Annotated in this window: 17 protein-coding genes; 3 read left to right on the forward strand and 14 right to left on the reverse strand. The window is 61.9% G+C overall.

Annotation, left to right across the window (positions count from 1 at the left end; all coding sequences use genetic code 11):
* Positions 1-37 precede the first annotated feature (37 nt).
* Entirely contained in the window at positions 38-1,186 is a 1,149-nt protein-coding gene (gene dapC, locus A3M3_RS0102085) for a succinyldiaminopimelate transaminase (protein ID WP_028264946.1), read from the reverse strand.
* 15 nt (positions 1,187-1,201) lie between these two features.
* Positions 1,202-1,528: a ferredoxin gene (gene fdxA, locus A3M3_RS0102090; RefSeq protein ID WP_018776555.1), complete on the reverse strand. Its 327-nt coding sequence runs from the start codon at positions 1,526-1,528 to the stop codon at positions 1,202-1,204.
* Between the two features lie 137 nt (positions 1,529-1,665).
* Here fdxA and A3M3_RS0102095 point away from each other — a divergent pair, with 137 nt between their 5' ends.
* Entirely contained in the window at positions 1,666-1,908 is a 243-nt protein-coding gene (locus A3M3_RS0102095) for a putative acetyltransferase (RefSeq protein WP_051422885.1), read from the forward strand.
* Positions 1,909-2,139: 231 nt separating this feature from the next.
* On the opposite strand, the gene A3M3_RS0102100 is transcribed toward A3M3_RS0102095, so the two are convergent.
* Positions 2,140-2,949 (reverse strand): type IV toxin-antitoxin system AbiEi family antitoxin domain-containing protein, encoded by an 810-nt coding sequence (locus A3M3_RS0102100; protein WP_028264948.1) that lies wholly within the window; start codon positions 2,947-2,949, stop codon positions 2,140-2,142.
* Positions 2,950-3,149: 200 nt separating this feature from the next.
* Entirely contained in the window at positions 3,150-4,541 is a 1,392-nt protein-coding gene (locus tag A3M3_RS23490) for an MFS transporter (protein ID WP_231497160.1), read from the reverse strand.
* A gap of 24 nt (positions 4,542-4,565) precedes the next feature.
* On the opposite strand from A3M3_RS23490, the gene A3M3_RS0102110 reads away from it, so the two are divergent.
* Positions 4,566-5,072: a helix-turn-helix domain-containing protein gene (locus tag A3M3_RS0102110; protein ID WP_028264949.1), complete on the forward strand. Its 507-nt coding sequence runs from the start codon at positions 4,566-4,568 to the stop codon at positions 5,070-5,072.
* A gap of 3 nt (positions 5,073-5,075) precedes the next feature.
* Here the strand turns inward: A3M3_RS0102110 and A3M3_RS23495 are convergent, their stop codons facing one another.
* The 7 genes from A3M3_RS23495 to A3M3_RS23500 form a co-directional block, all read right to left on the reverse strand.
* Positions 5,076-5,453 (reverse strand): hypothetical protein, encoded by a 378-nt coding sequence (locus tag A3M3_RS23495; protein ID WP_035741237.1) that lies wholly within the window; start codon positions 5,451-5,453, stop codon positions 5,076-5,078.
* Positions 5,454-5,495: 42 nt separating this feature from the next.
* Positions 5,496-7,424 (reverse strand): translational GTPase TypA, encoded by a 1,929-nt coding sequence (gene typA, locus A3M3_RS0102120; RefSeq protein WP_028264950.1) that lies wholly within the window; start codon positions 7,422-7,424, stop codon positions 5,496-5,498.
* A gap of 284 nt (positions 7,425-7,708) precedes the next feature.
* Positions 7,709-9,421 carry a dipeptide ABC transporter ATP-binding protein gene (locus tag A3M3_RS0102125; RefSeq protein WP_028264951.1) on the reverse strand — a complete coding sequence of 571 codons (1,713 nt, stop codon included), beginning with the start codon at positions 9,419-9,421 and terminating at the stop codon, positions 7,709-7,711.
* Between the two features lie 11 nt (positions 9,422-9,432).
* Complete coding sequence (locus A3M3_RS0102130) at positions 9,433-10,383, reverse strand: ABC transporter permease (RefSeq protein WP_028264952.1); 951 nt, start codon at positions 10,381-10,383, stop codon at positions 9,433-9,435.
* Positions 10,384-10,390: 7 nt separating this feature from the next.
* Complete coding sequence (locus tag A3M3_RS0102135; protein WP_028264953.1) at positions 10,391-11,320, reverse strand: ABC transporter permease; 930 nt, start codon at positions 11,318-11,320, stop codon at positions 10,391-10,393.
* 133 nt (positions 11,321-11,453) lie between these two features.
* Positions 11,454-13,136 (reverse strand): peptide ABC transporter substrate-binding protein, encoded by a 1,683-nt coding sequence (locus A3M3_RS0102140; RefSeq protein ID WP_028264954.1) that lies wholly within the window; start codon positions 13,134-13,136, stop codon positions 11,454-11,456.
* A 425-nt stretch (positions 13,137-13,561) separates the two neighbouring features.
* Entirely contained in the window at positions 13,562-15,409 is a 1,848-nt protein-coding gene (locus A3M3_RS23500) for an ABC transporter ATP-binding protein (protein ID WP_035741240.1), read from the reverse strand.
* 79 nt (positions 15,410-15,488) lie between these two features.
* On the opposite strand from A3M3_RS23500, the gene A3M3_RS0102150 reads away from it, so the two are divergent.
* Complete coding sequence (locus tag A3M3_RS0102150) at positions 15,489-16,118, forward strand: PH domain-containing protein (protein WP_028264955.1); 630 nt, start codon at positions 15,489-15,491, stop codon at positions 16,116-16,118.
* 21 nt (positions 16,119-16,139) lie between these two features.
* Here the strand turns inward: A3M3_RS0102150 and A3M3_RS23505 are convergent, their stop codons facing one another.
* The 3 genes from A3M3_RS23505 to A3M3_RS0102165 all read right to left on the reverse strand — a co-directional run bounded on the left by A3M3_RS23505 (position 16,140) and on the right by A3M3_RS0102165 (position 20,724).
* Positions 16,140-17,234: an ABC transporter permease gene (locus A3M3_RS23505; protein WP_051422886.1), complete on the reverse strand. Its 1,095-nt coding sequence runs from the start codon at positions 17,232-17,234 to the stop codon at positions 16,140-16,142.
* Positions 17,231-18,772, reverse strand: coding sequence for an ABC transporter permease (locus tag A3M3_RS0102160; RefSeq protein ID WP_028264956.1), 1,542 nt, complete (start codon positions 18,770-18,772; stop codon positions 17,231-17,233). The genes A3M3_RS23505 and A3M3_RS0102160 overlap by 4 nt, the downstream gene beginning before the upstream one ends.
* A 176-nt stretch (positions 18,773-18,948) precedes the next feature.
* Positions 18,949-20,724, reverse strand: a complete 1,776-nt coding sequence (locus A3M3_RS0102165) for an ABC transporter family substrate-binding protein (RefSeq protein WP_028264957.1) — start codon at positions 20,722-20,724, stop codon at positions 18,949-18,951.
* Positions 20,725-20,738 lie beyond the last annotated feature (14 nt).

The following is a 20,738-nucleotide window of genomic DNA, read 5'->3' on the forward strand; positions in this document are numbered from 1 at the left end:
CGGAATGACGCGCCCTGTGCCGCAAGTCACAGGATTGTTATGGTGCGGCGTTCAAGCGTTCGACGGCGGCGTCGATGCGTTCGTCGGTCCCCGTGAGCGCCACACGGATGAAGCCGTTCCCGGCGTCACCATAGAATACTCCGGGCCCGACGACGATGCCCAAGTCAGCGAAGCGCTGGACGGCGTCCCACGTCGCCTCCCCCGCGGTAGCCCACAAGTACAGTCCGGCTTTTGACTCGTGGATCTTCAGGCCAAAGTTCTGCAGTGCCGGCAGGAGGCGTTCGCGGCGCCCGCGGTAGAGGTCCTTTTGCGCCAGTACGTGCCCGGCGTCGCCGAGCGCCACGCGCATGGCTTCCTGGACCGGGTAGGGCACGATCATGCCTGCGTGCTTGCGGCTGTTGACCAGGTTCGCCACGATCGTCGAGTCCCCGGCCACGAAGGCAGCGCGGTAGCCCGCCAGGTTCGACTGCTTGCTGAGCGAGTAGACACACAACAGACCGTCCGTGGACCCACCGGTGACACGCGGGTCAAGGATGCTGGGTACCGCTTGGCCGCCGCGCTGGGCATCCCATTGACCCCAGCCGAGTTCGGCATAGCATTCGTCCGACGCAACAACGGCGCCGATCTCACGGGCCTGGGCCACGATCTGCCGAAGTGATTCGACGTCGCGCACGCTTCCGGTCGGATTGCCCGGGGAATTGATCCAGATAAGGCGGACCCTGGCACGGGTGGCGGAGTCCAGTTCGTCCAGGCTGTCTGCAGCGACCGCAGTGGCGCCGGCAAACATAGCGCCGATGTCATAAGTCGGGTAGGCCACAGTGGGACGGACCACGACATCGCCTGCCCTCAGGCCCAGCAGGAACGGCAGCCATGCCACCAGTTCCTTGGAGCCGACCGTGGGCATAATGTCCCTGGGGTCTATTCCTGAGACTCCGCGACGGCTGGCGAACCAGCCCGACACGGCCTCGCGAAGAGCTTCCGTGCCGTGGACGGTGGGGTAACCGTGCGCGTCCGCTGCGCCGGCAAGTGCCTCCCGAATGAGTTCCGGCGTAGGATCCACGGGAGTTCCAATGGAGAGGTTGACCACCCCGCCCGGATGTTGTGCAGCCTTGGCCACATACGGAGCCATGGCCTCCCAAGGGTAGTCAGGCAGATTGAGTCCAAAGGCGGGCGCCGCAGAAATCAAAGGAAGCAACCGTTCTTAATGGTCTTGGTTCTGCGGGGGCAACGCAGCGATGAACGGGTGGTCCTTGCCGGTGTTGCCGATCTTGGCAGCTCCACCCGGGGACCCGAGGTCATCGAAGAACTCGACGTTGGCCTTGTAGTAGTCCGCCCATTCCTCCGGGGTGTCATCCTCGTAGTAGATCGCTTCCACCGGGCACACGGGTTCGCAGGCGCCGCAGTCCACGCACTCATCCGGGTGGATATAGAGGGAACGTTCGCCTTCGTAGATGCAGTCGACAGGGCATTCTTCAATACATGCCTTGTCCTTGACGTCCACACACGGCTGCGCGATTACGTAGGTCACGTCCCTTGCCTCTCCACAGTTGTCCCGGTCAATTTTCCGGGTAGTACCACCGGCCCTGTAGCCGGTACATCGAATTCTGAGCCTATTATCCACCAGCCGGAACGCCCCAACCTAGCCGGGCGTCCTACTATGAACTGGTGAGTTTGCCCCGCCCCCAGGATTTCCTGCTCAATACCGTATCCGGAACACGGATAGTTGTCCGATACCGGGTGAACACTGGCTTTACCGACGCCCTCGGCTACCTGCTCTCCGTCACCGATGGTGCGTGTACCATCCGCACCCGCCGATCCGACGTCGAGATCCCGCTGGCGCTTGTGGTGGCGGCAAAGGAGGTCCCCCCTCCCCCGGCACGCCGAGGCCCCCGCACCACCCCACAGTAGCCCCGCCCCCACCCACGAGCATGCCCCCTTCTGCGCCCACCCGCCGGACATGCCCCCTGTTTGTCCCAACCGATGGGCATAATGCCAATATGCCCGTTCATAGCTCCGAGCAACGAGCATGTCCCTTGGTCGATGGAATCTGGGCGAGGAACATGTCCATGCTTGACCGCGAGCGCGGCGCATGTCCCTTGGGGCGGTAGTGAGCATGAGCACGCTCCCGGGGGCTGACTATCACGCTGCGCGGTCGAGAGTCCTGAGAGTTTCCCTGACCATGGCAACAAATTCTCGAGGCCGATGCTTCAACATGGAATAGCTCACCACCAAGGTCGGAACGCCGAGCTTGGTGGTGACATTCCAGCGACGACGATCCTCCTCGAAGCTCGGCTTGTCCATGTGGTAGCTTGCCCCGTCGGTCTCAATCCCCAGTCTTCCGTCCACCATCAAATCCAGATGCCCCATGCCCGGAATGTTCACCTGCGACTCAACGTGAAAGCCTGCATTCCGCAGGTGATAGCGCGCGATACACTCAATAATCGACTGCGATTGTGGCACGATCCGCGACACGAGTCTCCGCTCGTGCGCATCATTTCGCCCGTCAAGCCTCCTCCTCAGGCCCGAGAGTGGCAGCCGGCCGAGGACCACCGCAGATTCGGCAATGACGAGCCCATCCAGGTCCGGCAAGCAGCGCAAGGCCTGGACCACCGAATCCATCAGGGTGGGCGGCGCCGCGGACCGATGACACACGAAACCCGCATACTTTCGGCTATGCGGGACCGCGACGTGGGGACATCTGGGGCTATCCAGAACCCACAGCCCGGATAGTTCAGCGGCGGAGACACAAGCCGGTTCGGCGGGAAGGGCGCGAACGGCGCGCAAAACGGGATTGGCGTCCGGCACGGCGTAGACCCCACGGGCTACGCGAAGAATCCGGCCGCTTGCCAACGCTGATTTCAGCTGGAAGTGCGAGACCCCGGCCGCTGCGAAATGCTTGGCCCGCGCCACGCCGTCGTACTCTGAAATGACTCCGCTGATCTTCACCATGAACCCATCGTTCCGGCCCAGATCGGAGGCGCGGAAGAGTCAATATTCGCTATGTGGACAAACTCGTAGTCCAACCTTAGGGTCAACCATTGGACATGCGCCTTCATATCCATCGGGCATGCGCCACGCCTGCATCAAGGAATGCGCATAAGAGCATTATGCTCATTGCTGCGAGCCAAGGCTGGGCATGTCCCAAGGGGTCAGGCGCCAAGCAACCCGTCTGGTAGCCGGCGCATTCCCCAGAGCGGCGAGAACAACACCGGCGCAACGAAGATAACGCCTCCACCCAAGCCGATCCAAAATGTCGGGACGAGGCCGAGGTTTTCGGCGAGGATTCCGGAGACAAGTGCCGCGATCGGCATGACTCCCCACACCACAAAACGAATGGAGGCATTCATGCGACCTTGCAGCCCGGGAGGACACACACGCTGCCGCATGCTGAGCTGCATGATGTTGTATACGAGGACACCGAAGCCGAACCCAAAATCGGAGACAATGAGCATCAGAAGGGACATCCATCGTTCGGGAGCCACCACGCTCAAGGGAACAAGCAAGAGGAATAGCGAGCTGATCATCGACGACACCGGAATTACGGTCCCCTCGCCGATCCAGGCCGCGAACCTGGGTGCGGCAACTGCCCCGATCAGTCCGCCAACTGACCCCAGCGCCATGATGAGGCCCATGCCCTCCGGACCGAGTTCCAATTCACGAAGCACCAGCACGGGCATCAAGGTAAAGGCGATCGTGGTGAAGAAGTTGACCCCGCCCGTGCAGGCCACAATCCTGCTGATCAACGGATGCCCGACCACGAAGACCAGACCTTCCTTGATTTCGCTTGCTAGCGGCTGTCGATCCTTGGCAGGCACGGGCCGTTCCGCATCGCGCGTTCTGAGCAGGAAAATGGCGGACAGCAGATACCCCATCGCCTCGCCAATGAAGAGCACCGGTGCGGACACGACAGCGAGCAACGCACCACCCGCGGCGGGCCCCCCGATCCGCGCGATCTGGGAGGTGGCTTCCAGCTTGGAGTTAGCCTGCGGCACTTTCGCGGCGTGCACGAGTACAGGCACATAGCTTTGGTAGGCGACGTCGAAGAAGACCGTTGCGGTTCCGACGACGGCGGCTACCGCGTACAAGTGCCAGATCTGCAGCATGCCCGTCCACCACAGGAGTGGTACCGCCGCCATCGCCGCCGTCCGGACCAGGTCTGCCACGATCATGGTGCGACGCTTCAGCCATCGGTCCACCCAGGCTCCCGCAGGCAGGCCGATCAGGAGGAAAGCCGCCAGGCCGGCGGCGTTGAGCGCGCCAACCTCGAACTCGCTGGCGCCGAGCAGGGACACCGCAAGGACGGGAAACGCCAGTTGCCCCAGTTGCGCACCCAGCTGACTGATGGCCTGGCCCGACCAGAAGGTGGTGAAGTTTTTGTCCCGCCAGAGCGAGGCCCCTTGCCGGGAAGTACCGGAACGCCGGACGGTGTCAATTTGCTGGGCAGTGTCAGTTTGCTGGGCAGTGTCAGTTTGCTCACCATGGTCACTGGCCCCGGCATTCACCCGCCTAGTTTCCTGCAGTGATTGGTATATGTCAATCACTCAGGGATGGCTACACTGACCACCATGACCGAACATGCGCGCGAGGACAATGACCTGATGGCCAAGGGCCGCGCATTGAGCTCCCCGCTTCGCCTGAGGATCCTGCGGCTGTGCCTCCACCACGGGCGCACCAACAAGGAGATCGCCGGACTACTGGGTATCAATCCGGCGTCGAGCCTGCACCATGTGCGGACCCTGGTCCGCACGGGATTTCTCATGCCACAGGAGGGCCGGAAGGGAAAGCGGGGCGCCAAGGAAGTCCCCTATATCGCCACGCGCACGTCGTGGAGCACCCCTGTGGACGATATTTCTCCCGTCCTGATCGAAACGTTCGTCCAGGAAACCCGCGGACTCGCACCCGAGGAGATCGATGTCTGGCGACTTGGCGTGAAATTCAACGCTGCACGCCAGCAGGAAATGATGGGCAAGCTGCGGGCGGTCGTCGAGGAGTACATGCGCCTCCCCGCTGACGACGACGGCGAGGCCACCTCGCTCTTGATCGCCCACCACCGGGATCCAAGCGCCGATTAGCTATCAGCGCCGCCGGCGGCTGTACCGTCGGCACCACAAGAGCATCACGAGGGTTACGGCCGCGATCCCATATACCCACACATTTCCCGCAACATCGGCGACGATCAATTGCTTACCGGTTCCGGTCACCGAGAGTGCGCCAACGGCCGCATAGCAGGCAATGCCGGCCACCGCCGTCGGGAGCAAAGACCTGGACCACGCGGCGAGCAGGAGTTCCAGCGAGGCGAGCAACAGCAGTGCCGCTGCGGCACCCCAATAAACGTCGACGCCGGCAAGGAGTAGCGCCTGCCGGTGCAGCGCAGTGCCCGCCAAGGCAGCAAAAAGAGCCACCGGAACAGCAACGGCAATGCCGCGTGCTGTTCCGGTGGCTCTTCTATTCAACGTGTAGTCCGTTCATTGCGTCAGTCTGCAATTAGCGCAGGGTCAGACTTTGGCGCGGGCACGGGTAGCCTTGGCGCGCTCGTTGGAGTCCAGGATCAGCTTGCGGATCCGGATGGACTCCGGGGTCACCTCAACGCACTCGTCCTCGCGGGCGAACTCGAGGGACTCTTCGAGGGTCAGGTCGCGCGGGGGCGTCAAGTTCTCGAAGGTGTCGGAGGAAGCGGCACGCATGTTGGTGAGCTTCTTTTCCTTGGTGATGTTGACGTCCATGTCGTCCGCGCGGGAGTTCTCGCCCACGATCATGCCTTCGTAGACCTCGGACGTGGGCTTCACGAAGAAGGAGCCGCGTTCCTGCAGGTTGATCATTGCGAAGGGCGTAACCACACCGGCGCGGTCGGCAACCATCGAACCGTTGGTGCGGTATTCGATCGGGCCGGCCCACGGCTCGTAACCCTCGGAGATCGAGGAAGCGATGCCGGCGCCACGGGTGTCCGTGAGGAACTTGGTGCGGAAGCCGATGAGGCCACGGGCGGGAACGATGAATTCCATCCGGCACCAGCCGGTACCGTGGTTGGCCATGTTGGTCATGCGGCCCTTGCGGGCGGCCATGAGCTGCGTGACGGCGCCGAGGTACTCTTCGGGGACGTCGATGGTCATGTGCTCCATCGGCTCGTGGATCTTGCCGTCGATGGTCCGGGTGACAACCTGCGGCTTGCCGACAGTCAGTTCGAAGCCTTCGCGACGCATCTGCTCCACGAGGATGGCCAGCGCAAGTTCACCACGGCCCTGGACTTCCCAAGCGTCCGGACGCTCGGTGGGCAGAACCTTGATGGAGACGTTACCGATCAGTTCCTTGTCGAGGCGGTCCTTCACTTGGCGGGCCGTGACCTTGGCACCCTTGACTTTGCCGGCCAGCGGAGAGGTGTTGATACCGATGGTCATGGAGATTGCGGGATCATCCACCGTGATGAGCGGCAGCGGCTGCGGGTTCTCGGCGTCGGTCAGGGTTTCGCCAATGGTGATTTCCTCGATACCGGCGACAGCCACGATCTCGCCGGGCCCGGCAGACTCGGTTGGAACGCGGTCCAGGGCCTTGGTGGCCAGGAGCTCGGTGATCTTGACGTTCTTGAGTTCGCCGTTGGCGCGTGCCCAAGCAACGGTCTGCCCCTTGCGAAGGGTTCCGTTGTAGATGCGCAACAGGGCTAGGCGGCCAAGGAACGGGGAAGCGTCCAAGTTGGTGACGTGCGCCTGGAGGACGCCCTCGGGGTTATATGTCGGGGCCGGAATGTGCTCGATGATCGTCTTGAAGAGAGGTTCGAGGTCTCCGTTCTCCGGTGCCGAGCCATCGGCCGGCTGCTCCAAGGAAGCGCGGCCAACCTTGGCTGCGGCGTAGACCACGGGAACTTCCAGGATCTTGTCCAGATCCAGGTCCGGAACTTCGTCCGCAAGGTCCGAGGCCAGACCGAGGAGCAGGTCCATCGACTCGTGGACCACTTCATCGATGCGTGCGTCAGGGCGGTCGGTCTTGTTGACCAGCAGGATGACGGGCAGGTGGGCGGCGAGAGCCTTGCGGAGCACAAAGCGGGTCTGCGGCAGCGGGCCTTCGGAAGCGTCAACCAGGAGGACAACGCCGTCGACCATGGACAGGCCGCGTTCTACCTCGCCACCGAAGTCGGCGTGGCCGGGGGTGTCGATCACGTTGATGGTGATGGTCTCGCCGTTGGACGACGGGCCGTTGTAGGCAACCGTGGTGTTCTTGGCGAGGATCGTGATGCCCTTTTCGCGCTCCAGGTCACCGGAGTCCATGACACGGTCTTCAAGGTGGTTGTGCTCGGCGAAGGAGTTGGTCTGCTTGAGCATGGCGTCGACCAGTGTGGTCTTGCCGTGGTCAACGTGGGCCACAATCGCGACGTTGCGCAGATCACTGCGCGATGCAGTGGCCGCGGCGGTGTTGGTGGTGGTTTCAGACATGCGTAATGGCTCGATTCAGTGGTGAAGTCAGCTGTTGTATCGCGACATTTCCAACCGGAACGCACGACGGATTAGCCCCTTTGACACAGGGCACCTTCCTAGAGTCTAAACGCTGTGGTATTTATTGGCCTAAAAATGACCCCCAAGCAACCGAATTGTGCCCTTCATCACAACCACGAGGTGTCTTCGAAGAACAGCAAAGAGCCGGTGCCACTTCCCAGAGAGAAGTTGCACCGGCTCTTCAGCTTGCCCAATCAGCGCTGGACAAGGGTTGCCCCAACAGCTCAGGCCACCACCGGCGGAAGCATCAGGCTCGCTCCTGGAATAGCGTGAAGCAGGGCCTTGGTGTAGTCCTGTTGCGGCGAATCGAAGACGTCGTCGGTGCTGCCGGTTTCCACGAGTTTGCCCTTCTGCATCACGCAGACATGGTCGGCGATCTGCCGCACAACGGCGAGGTCGTGCGTGATGAACAGATACGTCAGTCCAAGATTGGACTGCAGCTCGGCCAGCAAGTTCAGCACCTGGGCCTGCACCAAGACATCCAGGGCGGAGACCGCCTCGTCGCAGATGATCACTTCAGGGTCAAGTGCCAAGGCCCGGGCAATCGCGACGCGTTGCCGCTGTCCGCCCGAGAGCTCGTTCGGGTATCGCTGCATGGTGGACTGCGGCAAAGCGACCTGGTCCAGAAGTTCCCGGACCTTCTTCTCGCGGCTGGCCTTGTCACCAATCTTGTGGGTCCGGAGCGGTTCCTCGATGGTCCTGAAGATGTTGTACATCGGGTCGAGGGAGCCGTACGGGTCCTGGAAGATCGGCTGGACCCGGCGCCGGAACTTGAAGATCTCCCTGCTGTTCAAGGTGGAGGTGTCCACGCCGTCGAACACGATCCGCCCCGACGTCGGTGCCAGCAGGTTGAGGACCATCTGGGCCACTGTGGACTTGCCGGAGCCCGACTCCCCCACGATCGCCGTCGTCGTTCCCCGCGTGACGTTGAACGAGACGTTGTCCACCGCGGTGAAGTCCGTTGCCTTGCCCATGCCGGAGCGCAGCTTGAAGACCTTGCTGAGGTTCTCGACCTTCAGGACGTCTTCCGGCAACGCCTTTTCGACTACAGCCCCGGTGGGCGCCAGGAGTTCTTCCGTCTGGATGCCTTCGGCCTTGGCGGCCTGGATCCTCCGGGAAGCGAGGGAAGGCGCCGATGCCACCAGCCGCTGGGTGTAGGGGTGTTGCGGGTTGCGGAGCAATTCGAGCGAAGGACCGGCCTCCACTACGTTGCCCCGGTACATGACCACCACTTTGTCCGCGCGCTCGGCAGCCAGGCCGAGATCGTGCGTGATGAGGAGGACCGCCGTGCCGAGCTCCGCCGTCATGGTCTCGAGGTGGTCCAGGATCTGCCGCTGCACCGTGACGTCGAGGGCCGAGGTCGGCTCATCGGCAATCAGGAGGCGCGGCTGGCAGGACAGTCCGATCGCGATCAGGGCGCGCTGGCGCATGCCGCCGGAGAATTCGTGCGGGTACTGCTTGGCGCGCCGCGCAGAGTCCGGCAAGCCGGCTTCCCCCAGGACGCGGGCGACGTCGGCGGGACCGTTCGGCTTGCCGTTGGCGCGCAGGGTCTCGCGGACCTGGTAGCCGATCTTCCAGACCGGGTTGAGGTTGGACATCGGGTCCTGCGGGACCATGCCGATCGTGTTGCCGCGCAGCTCGATCATGCGCCGTTCCGTCGCGTGGGAGATATCCTCACCGTCGAGTAGGATCTGGCCGCCGGAAACCCGGCCGTTCTCCGGCAGGAGCCCGATCGCGGCGAGCGCCGTCGTGGACTTTCCCGAACCGGACTCCCCCACAATGGCAACTGTCTCGCCGGGCATGATGGTCAGGTGGGCGTTCTTGACGGCTTGGAATTCGCCGCTCGCCGTCTGGAAGGAAATGGCGAGATCCCTGATTTCCAGGAGTGGGCGCTCTTCCGTCTCAGCCTCGCCGATAGTGACGTTGGACGTTGTCATGATTGCCTCCTTCATCGCTTGCGGCTCTTGGGGTCAAGGGCGTCACGCAGCGCGTCACCAAGCATGATGAAGCTCAGGACCGTGATGGACAGTGCGGTTGCGGGGAACATCAGCACTTCGGGGTTGGTGCGCAGCGTGTCCTTTGCCGCGGAAATGTCGTTACCCCAGGACATGATGCTTCCGGGCAGGCCGATGCCAAGGAAGGACAGCGTTGCCTCGGTCACAATAAAGACGCCAAGCTCCATGGTGGCAAGGACGATGATCGGCGCGAGCGCGTTGGGAACCACGTGCCGGACCAGGGTACCGATCTTGGAGACACCCAGCGAGCGGGCGGCGGTCACGAAATCGGCGTTGCGGACCTCGATCACGGCGCCACGGGTGATACGGGCCATTTGCGGCCAGCCGAGCATCACAATGACCATGACCACCGTGAAGACGCTCTTGTTCTCACGGAAGAAGGGCAACTGGGTAACCACCAGCGCACCGAGGACCAAGGGCAAGGCGAAGAAGATGTCACCAATGCGGGCAATGACGGTGTCGACCCAGCCGCCGAAGAATCCTGCCAACGCGCCCAGGGTTACCCCGATGATCAGGACGAAGATAACGGAGACGACGCCGACGGTCAAGGATGCCTGTGTGCCGTGGATGACGCGGGAGTAGATGTCGCAGCCCTGGAACGTGAATCCCAGGGGATGGCCGGCGGAGGGTCCTGCCAGGGAGTCGCTCAGCTGGCAGTTGTCGTTCGGAGCTGTCTGGGTGAACAAGCCCGGGAAGAACGCGACGACGAGGAGCAGCAGGATCATGAGCGCCGAGATGATGAAGAGCGGCCGACGGCGGAGCTTCCGCCAGGCGTCCGCCCACAGGCTCAGGGGTGCTGCGTCGACCTTGAGGGAATCGGTCGCCAGCAGCGGTGTCTCGTCGACAGGGGCAACATAGTGCTCGATCTGATGGTTACTTTTCATAACGGATCTACTTTTCATAGCGAATCCTGGGGTCAAGCCAGGCGTAGAGGAGGTCGACCAACAGGTTGGCGGCAACGAAGACCAGCACCAGCACGCTCACAATGGCGACGACCGTGGGGCCTTCGCTGCGGATTACTGCTTGGTAGAGCTTTTGGCCGACGCCGGGCACGTTGAAAATGCCTTCGGTGACGATCGCGCCGCCCATCAAGCCACCCAGGTTCGCGCCCAGGTAGGTGACTACGGGAATCATGGAGTTGCGCAGGATGTGGGCCAGGACAACGCGGGGACGGGAGAGGCCTTTTGCGGTTGCGGTGCGGACGTAGTCGGCGTTCATGTTTTCAATGACCGAGGCGCGGGTCAGACGCAGCACGTAGGCAAAGGAGACGAGGCCAAGGACTGTGGCCGGAAGGATCAGGGTGCCCCAGTCCGCGTTGGCTCCAACGGTCGGCTTGGCCCAGCCGAGCTGCACGCCGACGACGAGCTGAAGCACGAAGCCGAGGACGAACGTCGGGACGGCAATGACCACGAGGGAGGCGACCAGCACTGTGGAGTCGAAGATCTTTCCCTTGCGCAGGCCGGCGATCAGGCCGAAGGCCACGCCGAAAACGGCCTGGATGGCAAGGGCCTCGACGGCGAGCATGGCGGTGACCGGGAACACGCGGCCAAGGGTGGCGGCGATGGGCTGGCCGGTGAAGTCCACCCCAAGGTTGAACGTGAAGAGGTTCTTGAGGAACAGGCCGTACTGGACCCAGAACGGCTGGTCGAGGTTGTATTGCTGGCGCAGCGCGGCAATGACGGACTCGCTGGGCGGTCGGTCGCCGAACAGGGCGCGGATGGGGTCGCCCGGGAGGGCAAAGACCATGAAGTACACGAGCAGGGTGGTTCCCAGGAACACCGGAATGACCTGCAGCAAGCGCCGGAGGATGTACTGGGTCACAGCAACGGTTCCTGGGAGCTCTTGAATATATGGGGATTCATAAGGGACAGCTTTCGTACCGAATCAAGGCATGGGGGCCCGGATTGTGGCCGGACCCCCATGCGCTAACGAGCTTGGAACAAGTCCAGTAGGACTACTTTGCGGTGATGTTGTAGTACAGCAGGACGCCGTTCCAGCCGGAGTCAACGTTGCTGACGTTCTGGCTCCATACAGCCTGGCGCGCCTGGTACCACAGGGGCAGGTTCGGCAGGTCCTTGAAGAGGATCTCCTGTGCCTGGGTGAACTTCTTGTTGGCGTCGTCCGTGGACTTGGAGGCCAGGCCCTCGGTCAGCAGCTTGTCGAACTCAGGGTTGCTGTAACCCTCGTAGTTGGCGCTGGCACCGGTCTTCAGCAGCGGGCCGAGGAAGTTGTACAGCGACGGGTAGTCTGCCTGCCAACCGGCGCGGGTGAAGCCCGGGAGGGTCTTGGCCGTGCGGAGGTTCAGGATCTCGGCAAATTTGGCAAACGGCTGGCCTTCTGCCTGGATGCCGAGGTTGTTCTTCAGGTTGTTGGCAACGGCGTCAATCCATTCCTTGTTGCCACCATCGGTGTTGTACGCGAGCTGAAGAACCTTGCCGGCGGGCCACGGGCTCATGGCGTTTGCCTGGGCCCACAGGTCCTTGGCCTTTGCGGCGTCGAACTTCAGAACGTCGGAGCCGGTCACGTTCGCGTTGTAGCCGTCAATGGAGGGAGACGTGAAGTCCTTCGCCGGGATACGGGTGCCGTTGAAGACGACCTTGGTGATCTCATCGCGGTTGATCGCCATGGAGATGGCCTGGCGACGCAGCTGGCCGGCTGCTCCCTGGAACTCAGGCAGGTAGTTCGGGATGTTCAGGGTCGCGTTGCCTGCGTAAGCCTTGTTCAGGCTGTGGTCCGGGAAGTCCGTGGTGTAGGTCTTCAGGGCGTTCGTCGGCAGGACGTCGGTCACGTCAAGGTTGTTGGCCTGGACGTCCGTGTAAGCCGGAGCCGGGTCGGTGTAGAACTTGAAAGTCACGCCGCCGTTCTTGGCCGTACGGTTGCCCTGGTAGTCAGGGTTCTTGACGAGGGCGATCTGGCTGTCGTGCTGCCAAGCACCCTTGGCGGCCATCTTGTACGGGCCGTTGCCAATGGGGTTTTCACCGAATGCCTTCGGGTCCTTCAAGGCGTCGGACGGAAGCGGCATGAATGCTGAGTAACCGAGGCGCTGCGGCCAGTCGGCTTCCGGCTGGGCCAGCTTCACCGTGATGGTCGAATCGTCCTTCAGTACCAGCCCTGACATCGTCTGGGCTGTCGGTGCGGGGGTTGAAGTGGACTTACCGTCCGCACCGGTCACCTTCTTGGTCGCGCTGACGGCGTCGTAGCCATCGATCGACTCGAAGAAGCTGCTGCTGGCCTGGGCGTTGGTGCTCAGGGCAGCGAAGTTCCAGGCATCAACGAAGCTCTTGGCCGTCACGGCCTCGCCATTGGTGAACTTGGCGCCGCTCTTTACCTTGATGGTGTAGTTCTGGCCATCGCTCGTGTCAATGGATTGCGCGAGGGCATTCACGGACTTGCCATTTGCGTCGTAGGTGGTCAGGCCTTCGAAGAGGAGGTCGACGACGCGGCCACCGTACACCTCGTTGGTGTTGGAAGGCATGAGGGGGTGCTGGGGTTCATTGCTGTATGCGGTGATGATTTTGTTCGGATCGCCGGCAGTGGCCTGGCCGCTGCTTCCGGAGCCGGCGCTGCCGCATCCGGTAAGGGCAAGTGCGGCTACAGCCAGCAAGCCAAGAGCTTTGGAAGTGCGCGAAAAACGCATTCCGCCTCCTATGGATTCAGGGGGATGGGTTCGGGGCAACTCATGGCTGCCCCCGGGGCCAGGCACAGAACTATCCTGTGACGCGGCCTACATGGATGTGTAATCCTAACCACACCTTGTCCGAAATATGGAATCCCATTGGCATGATCAACGAAGTGTGCACTTGACAGTTTTAGTAATGAAGCAGTCATTTCAGGTAAATGAAGCAGTCATTTCACGTAATGGGTAAGTCCTTGCTAAACTCGCCATGCCTAATCCTGCACCTACCCCGGAATGCCGGGCTTTTTCGGGCGCCCAAGCCATACAAAGACACCCCAACAGTGCCTCAAACAACCACGAAAAAGAGCCCCCGCCGGCCAATGGCCACGGGGACTCCTTTGCGGTTCGCGACGGTCAGTCTGTGCCGCGGGCAATACTGAGGATTGCTACTCGATGCCCGCCGCCATGAGTTGGGCGCGCAGTTCCCGACGTTCGCGCTGCTTCTCGGGGTCCGGGAGGGGCACTGCGGCCAACAGCCTCTGCGTGTAGGGTTCCTGCGGATTGCGAAGGATCTGCTCCCGCGTACCCTGCTCCACGATCCGGCCCCGCTGCATCACGCAGATCCGGTCTGCGAGCACGTCAACGACGGCGAGGTCGTGCGTGACGAAAAGGCACGCGAACCCCAGTTCCTTCTGCAGGTTCTGGAAGAGTTCCAAAACCTTTGCCTGCACCGAGACGTCCAGAGCCGACGTGGGCTCATCGGCCACCATGAGTTTGGGCTGGAGGGATAGTGCACGGGCGATGCCCACACGCTGCTTCTGTCCGCCTGACAATTCATGCGGATACCGGTTCCGGTAGCCTCGCGGCAGCTCCACCTGGTCCAGGAGGGTTTCAATCCGCTTCTGCAAATCAAGGCCCTTGGCGACCCCGGCAAGGAACATGGGTTCGCCGATGCTTTCGCCGATAGGCAGGCGCGGGTTCAGCGACGACGATGGATCCTGGAAGACCATGCCGATATCGCGCCGGACCTCGTGCAGTTGCTTCCCATTCCGCTTGGCGGCCGAAATGTCCTGCCCTACCACCCGCATGCTGCCCGCGGCCACAGGCAAGAGCCCGACGGCGGCGCGTCCAATGGTCGTTTTGCCGGATCCTGACTCGCCCACGAGGCCCACCACCTGGCCCGGGTAGATCACCAAGTTGGCCCCCTCAACGGCGCGGAACGCGGGAACCCGGCCTTGTTTGGGGTACTCGATCGCTACATCGATCAACTCGAGCACCGGCTCGCCCTTGGGCTTGGCAGCTTCTTCCGCCGCCCCCTTCAGAGCCGCCTGGTTTTGCCGTTCCCTACGGAGCAGCTCGTCGTGTTCAACCGATTCCAGTTCCGTGTTGGTTGCCGCAGCCAAAGCTGCGGTCACGTCGACGTCGGCATTTTCTGCCCCCTGTCCCAAATGCGGAACGGCCGCCAGAAGCGCCTGGGTGTACTCATGCTGCGGGTTGCTGAAAATCTGTTGCGCAGTACCCGTCTCTACAATGACGCCCTTGCGCATGACTGCGATCCGGTCAGCGAGGTCTGCCACGACGCCCATATCGTGCGTGATGAGGACGATGGCACTGTCCAGTTTGTTGCGCAGATGGCGCATCAGGTCCAGGATCTCGGCTTGGACTGTCACGTCCAGTGCAGTGGTGGGTTCATCCGCGATGAGGAGTTTCGGATCGCACGACAACGATTGGGCGATCATGGCCCGCTGACGCTGGCCGCCGGAAAGCTGGTGGGGATACGACTTGAAGGCCTTTTCGGGGTCCGGGAGTTCCACCAGCTCCAACATGCGCAATGCCCGTTCCTTGGCTTCGGCCGGGGATACGACGTTGTGCAGCCGGATGGTCTCCACGATCTGTGCTCCCACCGTATAGACGGGGTTGAGGGCAGTCATGGGCTCCTGGAAGATTACCGCCACGTCCTTGCCGCGGACTTCCCGAATCGCGCTCGACTTCGCGCCAAGCAACTCCTTGCCCGAGAGCTTCACGCTCCCGCTGACTCTGCTGTTGCTTGGCAGCAAATCGAGCAAAGCCATGGAACTGGCGCTCTTTCCGGAGCCGGATTCCCCGACGATCGCAAGGACCTCGCCTGCCCTGACTTCATAATTCAGTCCAATGGCGGCCGGGACCCATTTTTTCTCCACGCCGAAGTCCACACTGAGATTGCGGACTTCCAGCACCACGCTCCCCGGCACAGTCTTATCTGAGGCAGTCTCGAGTTGGGTTACCTCTGGTTCGGGGCTGGCGTTGTCAGTCATGTTGGGTGTTCCCTTCCACCCGGGCCACCCTCCAAGGGGTGATTAGTGAAGTAGCCCGGAATCCTGAATTATTAGGGGCATGAGCCAAGAGCCACATGCTGGAAATGTCGAAATCTTCAAGGCCCGCACCAGCAAGCTGTTTGCCTGGATTTGCTGGGGAGTTGCGGCCTTCGGCGTGCTGGTGACGCTCGTGGTGGCCGGGCCAAGTGCGCTTCCGGGCACTATCCCGCTGCTCTTCGTCGCTTTCCTTGGCTGGTTGCTTTTCTGGCGTCCGGCCGTGGTTGTCCGGGACACCCACGTCACACTGGAGAATCCCTACCGGACCATCGACGTTCCGTGGGACGCCCTGGTCCACGTGGACACCCGCTACGCCCTCACCCTGATAACTCCGCGGAAGAAATATCCGGCGTGGGCTGCGCCGGCCCCCGGCATCTGGGGCGGGCGCCATGCCCGCCCTGAGCACCTGAAAGGGCTCCCGGGCTCCACGTATGGTCCTGGCAGCTCCGTTCGTCCCGGAGACCTCAAGAACACGGACTCCGGAATCGCAGCGGTCCTGGTCCGCACCCGTTGGCAGAACCTCGTGGAGTCGGGCCGCATTGAGCCCGGCCGCGCGGAAGACGCCGTGGTGGCCGTGGCTGTTGGATGGTTCCGGGTAGCGGCCACGGTGATTCTTGCCGCGGCCAGCTACTGGGCGGTCTTCCTGCAATAGGGTTCCCTCGGCGGGTCCCACTCAGGCGCCCTTCGGAGTATCGGTGAGCGGCGCCGTCGTGCTTGAATGGCGGCTGGTTTCGACGGCGCTCTTGGCTTTGAACTTCTTCTGCCGCGGATCGAAGGCATCCCGCAGGCCGTCGCCGATGAAGTTGATGCTGAGGCAGATAAGAATGATGAACAGACCCGGGTACCAGAACAGCCACGGACGGGTAGCGAAGGCCTCCTGGTTCTGGGAGATCAACAAGCCCAGGGAGGTATCGGGTGAGTGCACGCCGAGGCCAAGGTAACTGAGGGCCGTCTCAAGCAGGATCGCAGCCGACATCGTCAGGGTGACGTTGACGATCAGCACGCCGACCGCATTCGGGAGGATGTGCTTGAAGATGATCCTGGCATTGGACGCACCTGAAATCCGGGCGGCATCCACGAACTCCCGCTCACGAAGGGTCAAGAACTCGCCACGGACCAGACGGGCCAGGCCAACCCAACTCACGAGTCCCAGGAAAATACCCAGGATGACCACGCCGTTGCTGGAAGCAAATCCGGCAATCCAACTTCCTTCGTCCCTTCGGCTGGCGATCTGGCCGACCACTGCGGCGAGAAGCAGCACGGGAATGATGATGATGACGTCGGTGAGGCGCATGAGGATGGCCTCGACCCAGCCTCGGAAGTAGCCTGCCAGTCCCCCGATGATCGCGCCGATCGCACCCGCAATGCCACCGATCAGGAGCATTACCGTGATGGACTGCTGCGCGCCACGCATCGTCATGGCAAACAGGTCGCGCCCGATCCGGTCTTGGCCGAACGGATGCTCGCCCCAGGCCGGTGGCCACAACGACGACGTCGGGGCGCCGTCATTGACGAGCGGCGAGACGTCCAGGTAGTTGTACTTCCACCATCCAGGCAGGCCGAAAGCACCCACGGACGTGAACGCAAGCAGGAAAATCGCCACGAAGACTGCCAAACCTATGAGGGCGCCCGTGTGGCCGAAAAATCTCTTGCGGACAATCTGGCCCTGGCTGAGGCCGCTGGTAAGTTCGCTGCCTGTTTGGGTGGCTGCAGCTTCGGCGAGCGCCTGGTGCGCGAGGAGTTCTTCCTCTTGTGTTGGCTGGCTCATGCTTTGATCCTTACACGTGGGTCGAGTGCGGAGTAAGCGAGGTCCGCTATCAGGTTGAAGACCATGGCTGTAACGGCCACACACAGGAATACACCCATCACGGGGTTGGGGTCGGTGTGCAGAAGTCCGTCGATGAACAGGAAGCCCATGCCTCGAACAGAGAAGACCGTCTCCGTAATGACGGCGCCGCCGATCAGGGCTCCGATGTCGAAGGCTACAATCGTCGCGATCGGAATCAGGGCATTGCGGAAGGCGTGACCCATGATCACGGAACGTTCGCTCAGTCCCTTTGCCCGTGCGGTCCGGATGAAGTCCATGTTCATGATTTCCAGCATCGAGGAGCGCGTAAACCGCGTGTAGCTCGCCAAGGACACCAGGATCAAAGCAACCGTCGGCAGGACGAGGTGCGTAAGCGTGTCGGTTGACAAAATCCAGAAATCGCCTTGGATGTTCGGGGTTCCGGCCCCGATGGTGGCAATGGGACGACCACGCACCCTGCTGTTGCTGAAATAGGCGGGCCAGGCTTGCATGAAACGGTCCACGACGACGAGGGCCCCGACCAGGAAGGCGGTGATCGCGGCGGCCCGCATCGATTGGCCGCGATCATAGCCACCCATGAAGTAGCCCACCGCTAAGCCCACCAGAACGGTGGCAATCGCGAGGAGGAAAATCATGAGTCCGGTTGCTTCATTGAGCAACGGTTGTACCGCAAAGTAGGCGACCACGCCGATACCGACCACGATCAGGCTCGATTGCAGCGCCTTCCGGTTCTTAAGACCGGAAACCAGGATGGTGATTCCGACGGCGATTCCCGCACCGAGGATGGCGATGATGACCGGCCCCAAACCGGGATTGCGGAACCACTGTGTCAAGGAGAAGTAGAAGAGGACAAGCGAGACAGCTACGAAAACCGAACCACCGACGATCAACCGGCGCTTGGCTGCCCCGCCGACGACCACTGCGCCGATGACGCCGAGAACGGCACCAATCCCGAGGGCCACAGCCGGTGGTATTTCCGGATTTCGCAGGAAGTCGTTGAAGCCGATGGCGCCGAATTCCTTGAGGAGTACAGCCACCCAGAAGATCGGCAAAGAGAAGAACAGGAAGGCCATGAACGTCACGCCATAGTCCAGAGCGCTGTACTGACGGAGCGCAGTGACAACGCCGAGCGAGATGCCGATGAGGATGGCCAGGATGGTTGCGCCCGTGACGAGTGTCAGGGTCTGAACCAACGCGAAGCCGAGCGCCTCCGTAATTGGCTGCCCCGCGATGTTCTTGCCCAGGTTGCAGGCGTTTCCAAAAGGCACCAGGCATTGGGCGGCGCCACCCAGCCACTTGAAGTAGCGCAGGGGTGCAGGAGTGTCGAGATCGAGCAAATTGGTTCGCGAGTCCATCAGCGCTTGCCTGTTTGGTGCGCTGCTGGCCCGGAACTCTGCCAGGGGGTCTCCAGACAACGCTGTCAGGAGATACACCAGGAATGATGCTCCCAGAAGAATGAGTGCGGCGGTGACGAGCCGACGGACGATATAGGTCAACATTGTGTGAAACCTCGAAATCCAGGCCCGGGATCGCCAGTGCCTATCGCAGGATCGTGTCCCTTCCCTGCTTGAGGTCGGTGGGAAGCAGACTGTTCAGTACCAACCCGAAGGCGCCGGGACCATGATCCTTCGGTCCCGGCGCCCCGGCTAGCGGTGTTGCTCGCTGGGTTGAGACCCTACTTCTGAGCCCACTCCCAGAAGTTCCACCAGACACCGGTCTGGTTCGGCATGAGCTTTACGCCCGTGATGCGGTCGCTGTAGGCGTCCACGTTCACCGACTGGAAGAGCGGAACACCGTATGCGCTGTCCCAGATCTTCTTGTCGATCTGCTTCTCAAGGTCATCCTGCTTGCTGCGGTCCGTGGTTACCACGAGCTGCTCCATCAACTGGTCGGCATCTGTGTTGCTGAACTGGTTGAAGTTGTTGCCGCCGGCGGTCTTGAAGATCTGCGGAACGCCGGAGACTCCGACGCCCGGGTTGATCCAACCGAAGATCGTGGCATCGTAGCCGCCCTTGCCGAGCGCTTTGCCCCAGTCGGAGGCACCGAGGCCGCCGTCGACGATCTTGAAGCCCGCCTTGGTGGCGGATTCGCGGATCAGCGAGAAAGCGTCAACACGGTTCGGGTTGTCCTTGTTGTACATGATCCGGATTTCCGGCGTAGCACCGTTCAGGAGCTTCTTGGCACCATCAATGTCCACGTCCTGGTAGGCCGAGGAGCCATTGTTCTTGGCGGAATCAGCGTAGGCAGCCTGCTGGGGAACGAAGATCTGCGAATCCAGCGGCTTCGCGTTCGGATCAAGCTTGCCCACAATCTTGCTGACGATGTCCTTGCGGGGCACTGTCTTCATGAAAGCCGTGCGCACGTTTTGGTCGGCCAGCGGGCCCGAGAAGTTCAGGTCCAAGTGATCGAAGGCCAGCTGATTGCCCTGGTCAACGGTGACGCCTTGGCTCGTGAGCGCCTTGAGCTGGTCAAGCGTGTCAGCGGAAGCCTGCGGGGCAATGATGTCCGCCTCGCCGTTCTTGAGGGCTTGAACCTGTGCCGGTGCCGAACCGATGTATCGGACGGTGATTTCGTCCAGGTTCGGAGTCGGTCCCCAGTTGTAGTCCTTGTTCCGGACCATGGTGAGGGACTGGTCCTGGTTCATGCTCTTGACGATGTAAGGACCGTTTGAGAGGAACAGGGTGGGGTCCGCGGGAAGCGTCTTCGTGTCGAAGCCGGTGTTCCACATGTCCGACATTGCCTTCAGCTTCGGGTCCGCAGGCAGCGGTGCCTTGGAGTCTCCGCGGGGCTTGCTCTTGAAGAAGTCGATCAAGGCCTGGGTGTCCTTCAGGCCGGCCTTCTGGGCAAGGACGTGGGCAGGAACGTCAATGCCGGGACCGCCGAGCGCGATCTCCCAGTCAGCGAACGGCTTGGAGTACTTAAGCGTGAGGGTCTTGTTGTTGTTGCTGATCTCCGGGAAGTCCGTGAGACTCAGGCCTGTATTGTCACCGGCGTAGGAGAAATACGAGGTACCGGTCTTGGCCTTGGGGTCGGCGTCGTCGTAGTAACCGGAGAACGCTGCCCACTGCAGGAGGAGGTCGGCTGCAGAAACCGGGGTACCGTCGGACCACTTCACGCCATCATTGATGGTGTACTTCACGGTCAGTGGGTTGTCCGAGACCTTTTCCATCGAGCCGAACTTGTCGTTGTGAACGACGTTCAACTTGTTGTCAATGTAGTAGAAGCCCGAGTGCGTTGCGTAGCTGATCTTGGAGTTGATGTCCGTGTTGCCGTCGGCTGTGTTGGGGTTGAAGGTGTTGAAAGCGTTGACCTCGACCACGGTGGCCGTGCCGCCCGTCTTGGCTGCTCCAGTGGATGGGGTATTGCCACCGGAGTTGCCGGCGCAGGCGCTCAGTGCCATCACGGCGATTGCCGCAATACCCACTGCTTTGGAAGTACGTCCGAAACGCATTCCGCCTCCTATGT

Source organism: Arthrobacter sp. MA-N2, assembly GCF_000517125.1.
Lineage (GTDB): Bacteria > Actinomycetota > Actinomycetes > Actinomycetales > Micrococcaceae > Arthrobacter > Arthrobacter methylotrophus.

What these genes read in the sequence shown, in the direction of transcription:
- A3M3_RS0102125 (WP_028264951.1), bottom strand. Translation starts at nt 9,421, where the DNA reads ATGACAACGTCCAACGTCACTATCGGCGAGGCTGAGACGGAAGAGCGC.
- A3M3_RS0102130 (WP_028264952.1), bottom strand. Translation starts at nt 10,383, where the DNA reads ATGAAAAGTAACCATCAGATCGAGCACTATGTTGCCCCTGTCGACGAG.
- typA (WP_028264950.1), bottom strand. Translation starts at nt 7,424, where the DNA reads ATGTCTGAAACCACCACCAACACCGCCGCGGCCACTGCATCGCGCAGT.
- A3M3_RS0102100 (WP_028264948.1), bottom strand. Translation starts at nt 2,949, where the DNA reads ATGGTGAAGATCAGCGGAGTCATTTCAGAGTACGACGGCGTGGCGCGG.
- A3M3_RS23500 (WP_035741240.1), bottom strand. Translation starts at nt 15,409, where the DNA reads ATGACTGACAACGCCAGCCCCGAACCAGAGGTAACCCAACTCGAGACT.
- A3M3_RS23505 (WP_051422886.1), bottom strand. Translation starts at nt 17,234, where the DNA reads ATGAGCCAGCCAACACAAGAGGAAGAACTCCTCGCGCACCAGGCGCTC.
- A3M3_RS0102140 (WP_028264954.1), bottom strand. Translation starts at nt 13,136, where the DNA reads ATGCGTTTTTCGCGCACTTCCAAAGCTCTTGGCTTGCTGGCTGTAGCC.
- A3M3_RS0102165 (WP_028264957.1), bottom strand. Translation starts at nt 20,724, where the DNA reads ATGCGTTTCGGACGTACTTCCAAAGCAGTGGGTATTGCGGCAATCGCC.
- A3M3_RS0102110 (WP_028264949.1), top strand. Translation starts at nt 4,566, where the DNA reads ATGACCGAACATGCGCGCGAGGACAATGACCTGATGGCCAAGGGCCGC.
- A3M3_RS0102160 (WP_028264956.1), bottom strand. Translation starts at nt 18,772, where the DNA reads ATGTTGACCTATATCGTCCGTCGGCTCGTCACCGCCGCACTCATTCTT.
- A3M3_RS0102150 (WP_028264955.1), top strand. Translation starts at nt 15,489, where the DNA reads ATGAGCCAAGAGCCACATGCTGGAAATGTCGAAATCTTCAAGGCCCGC.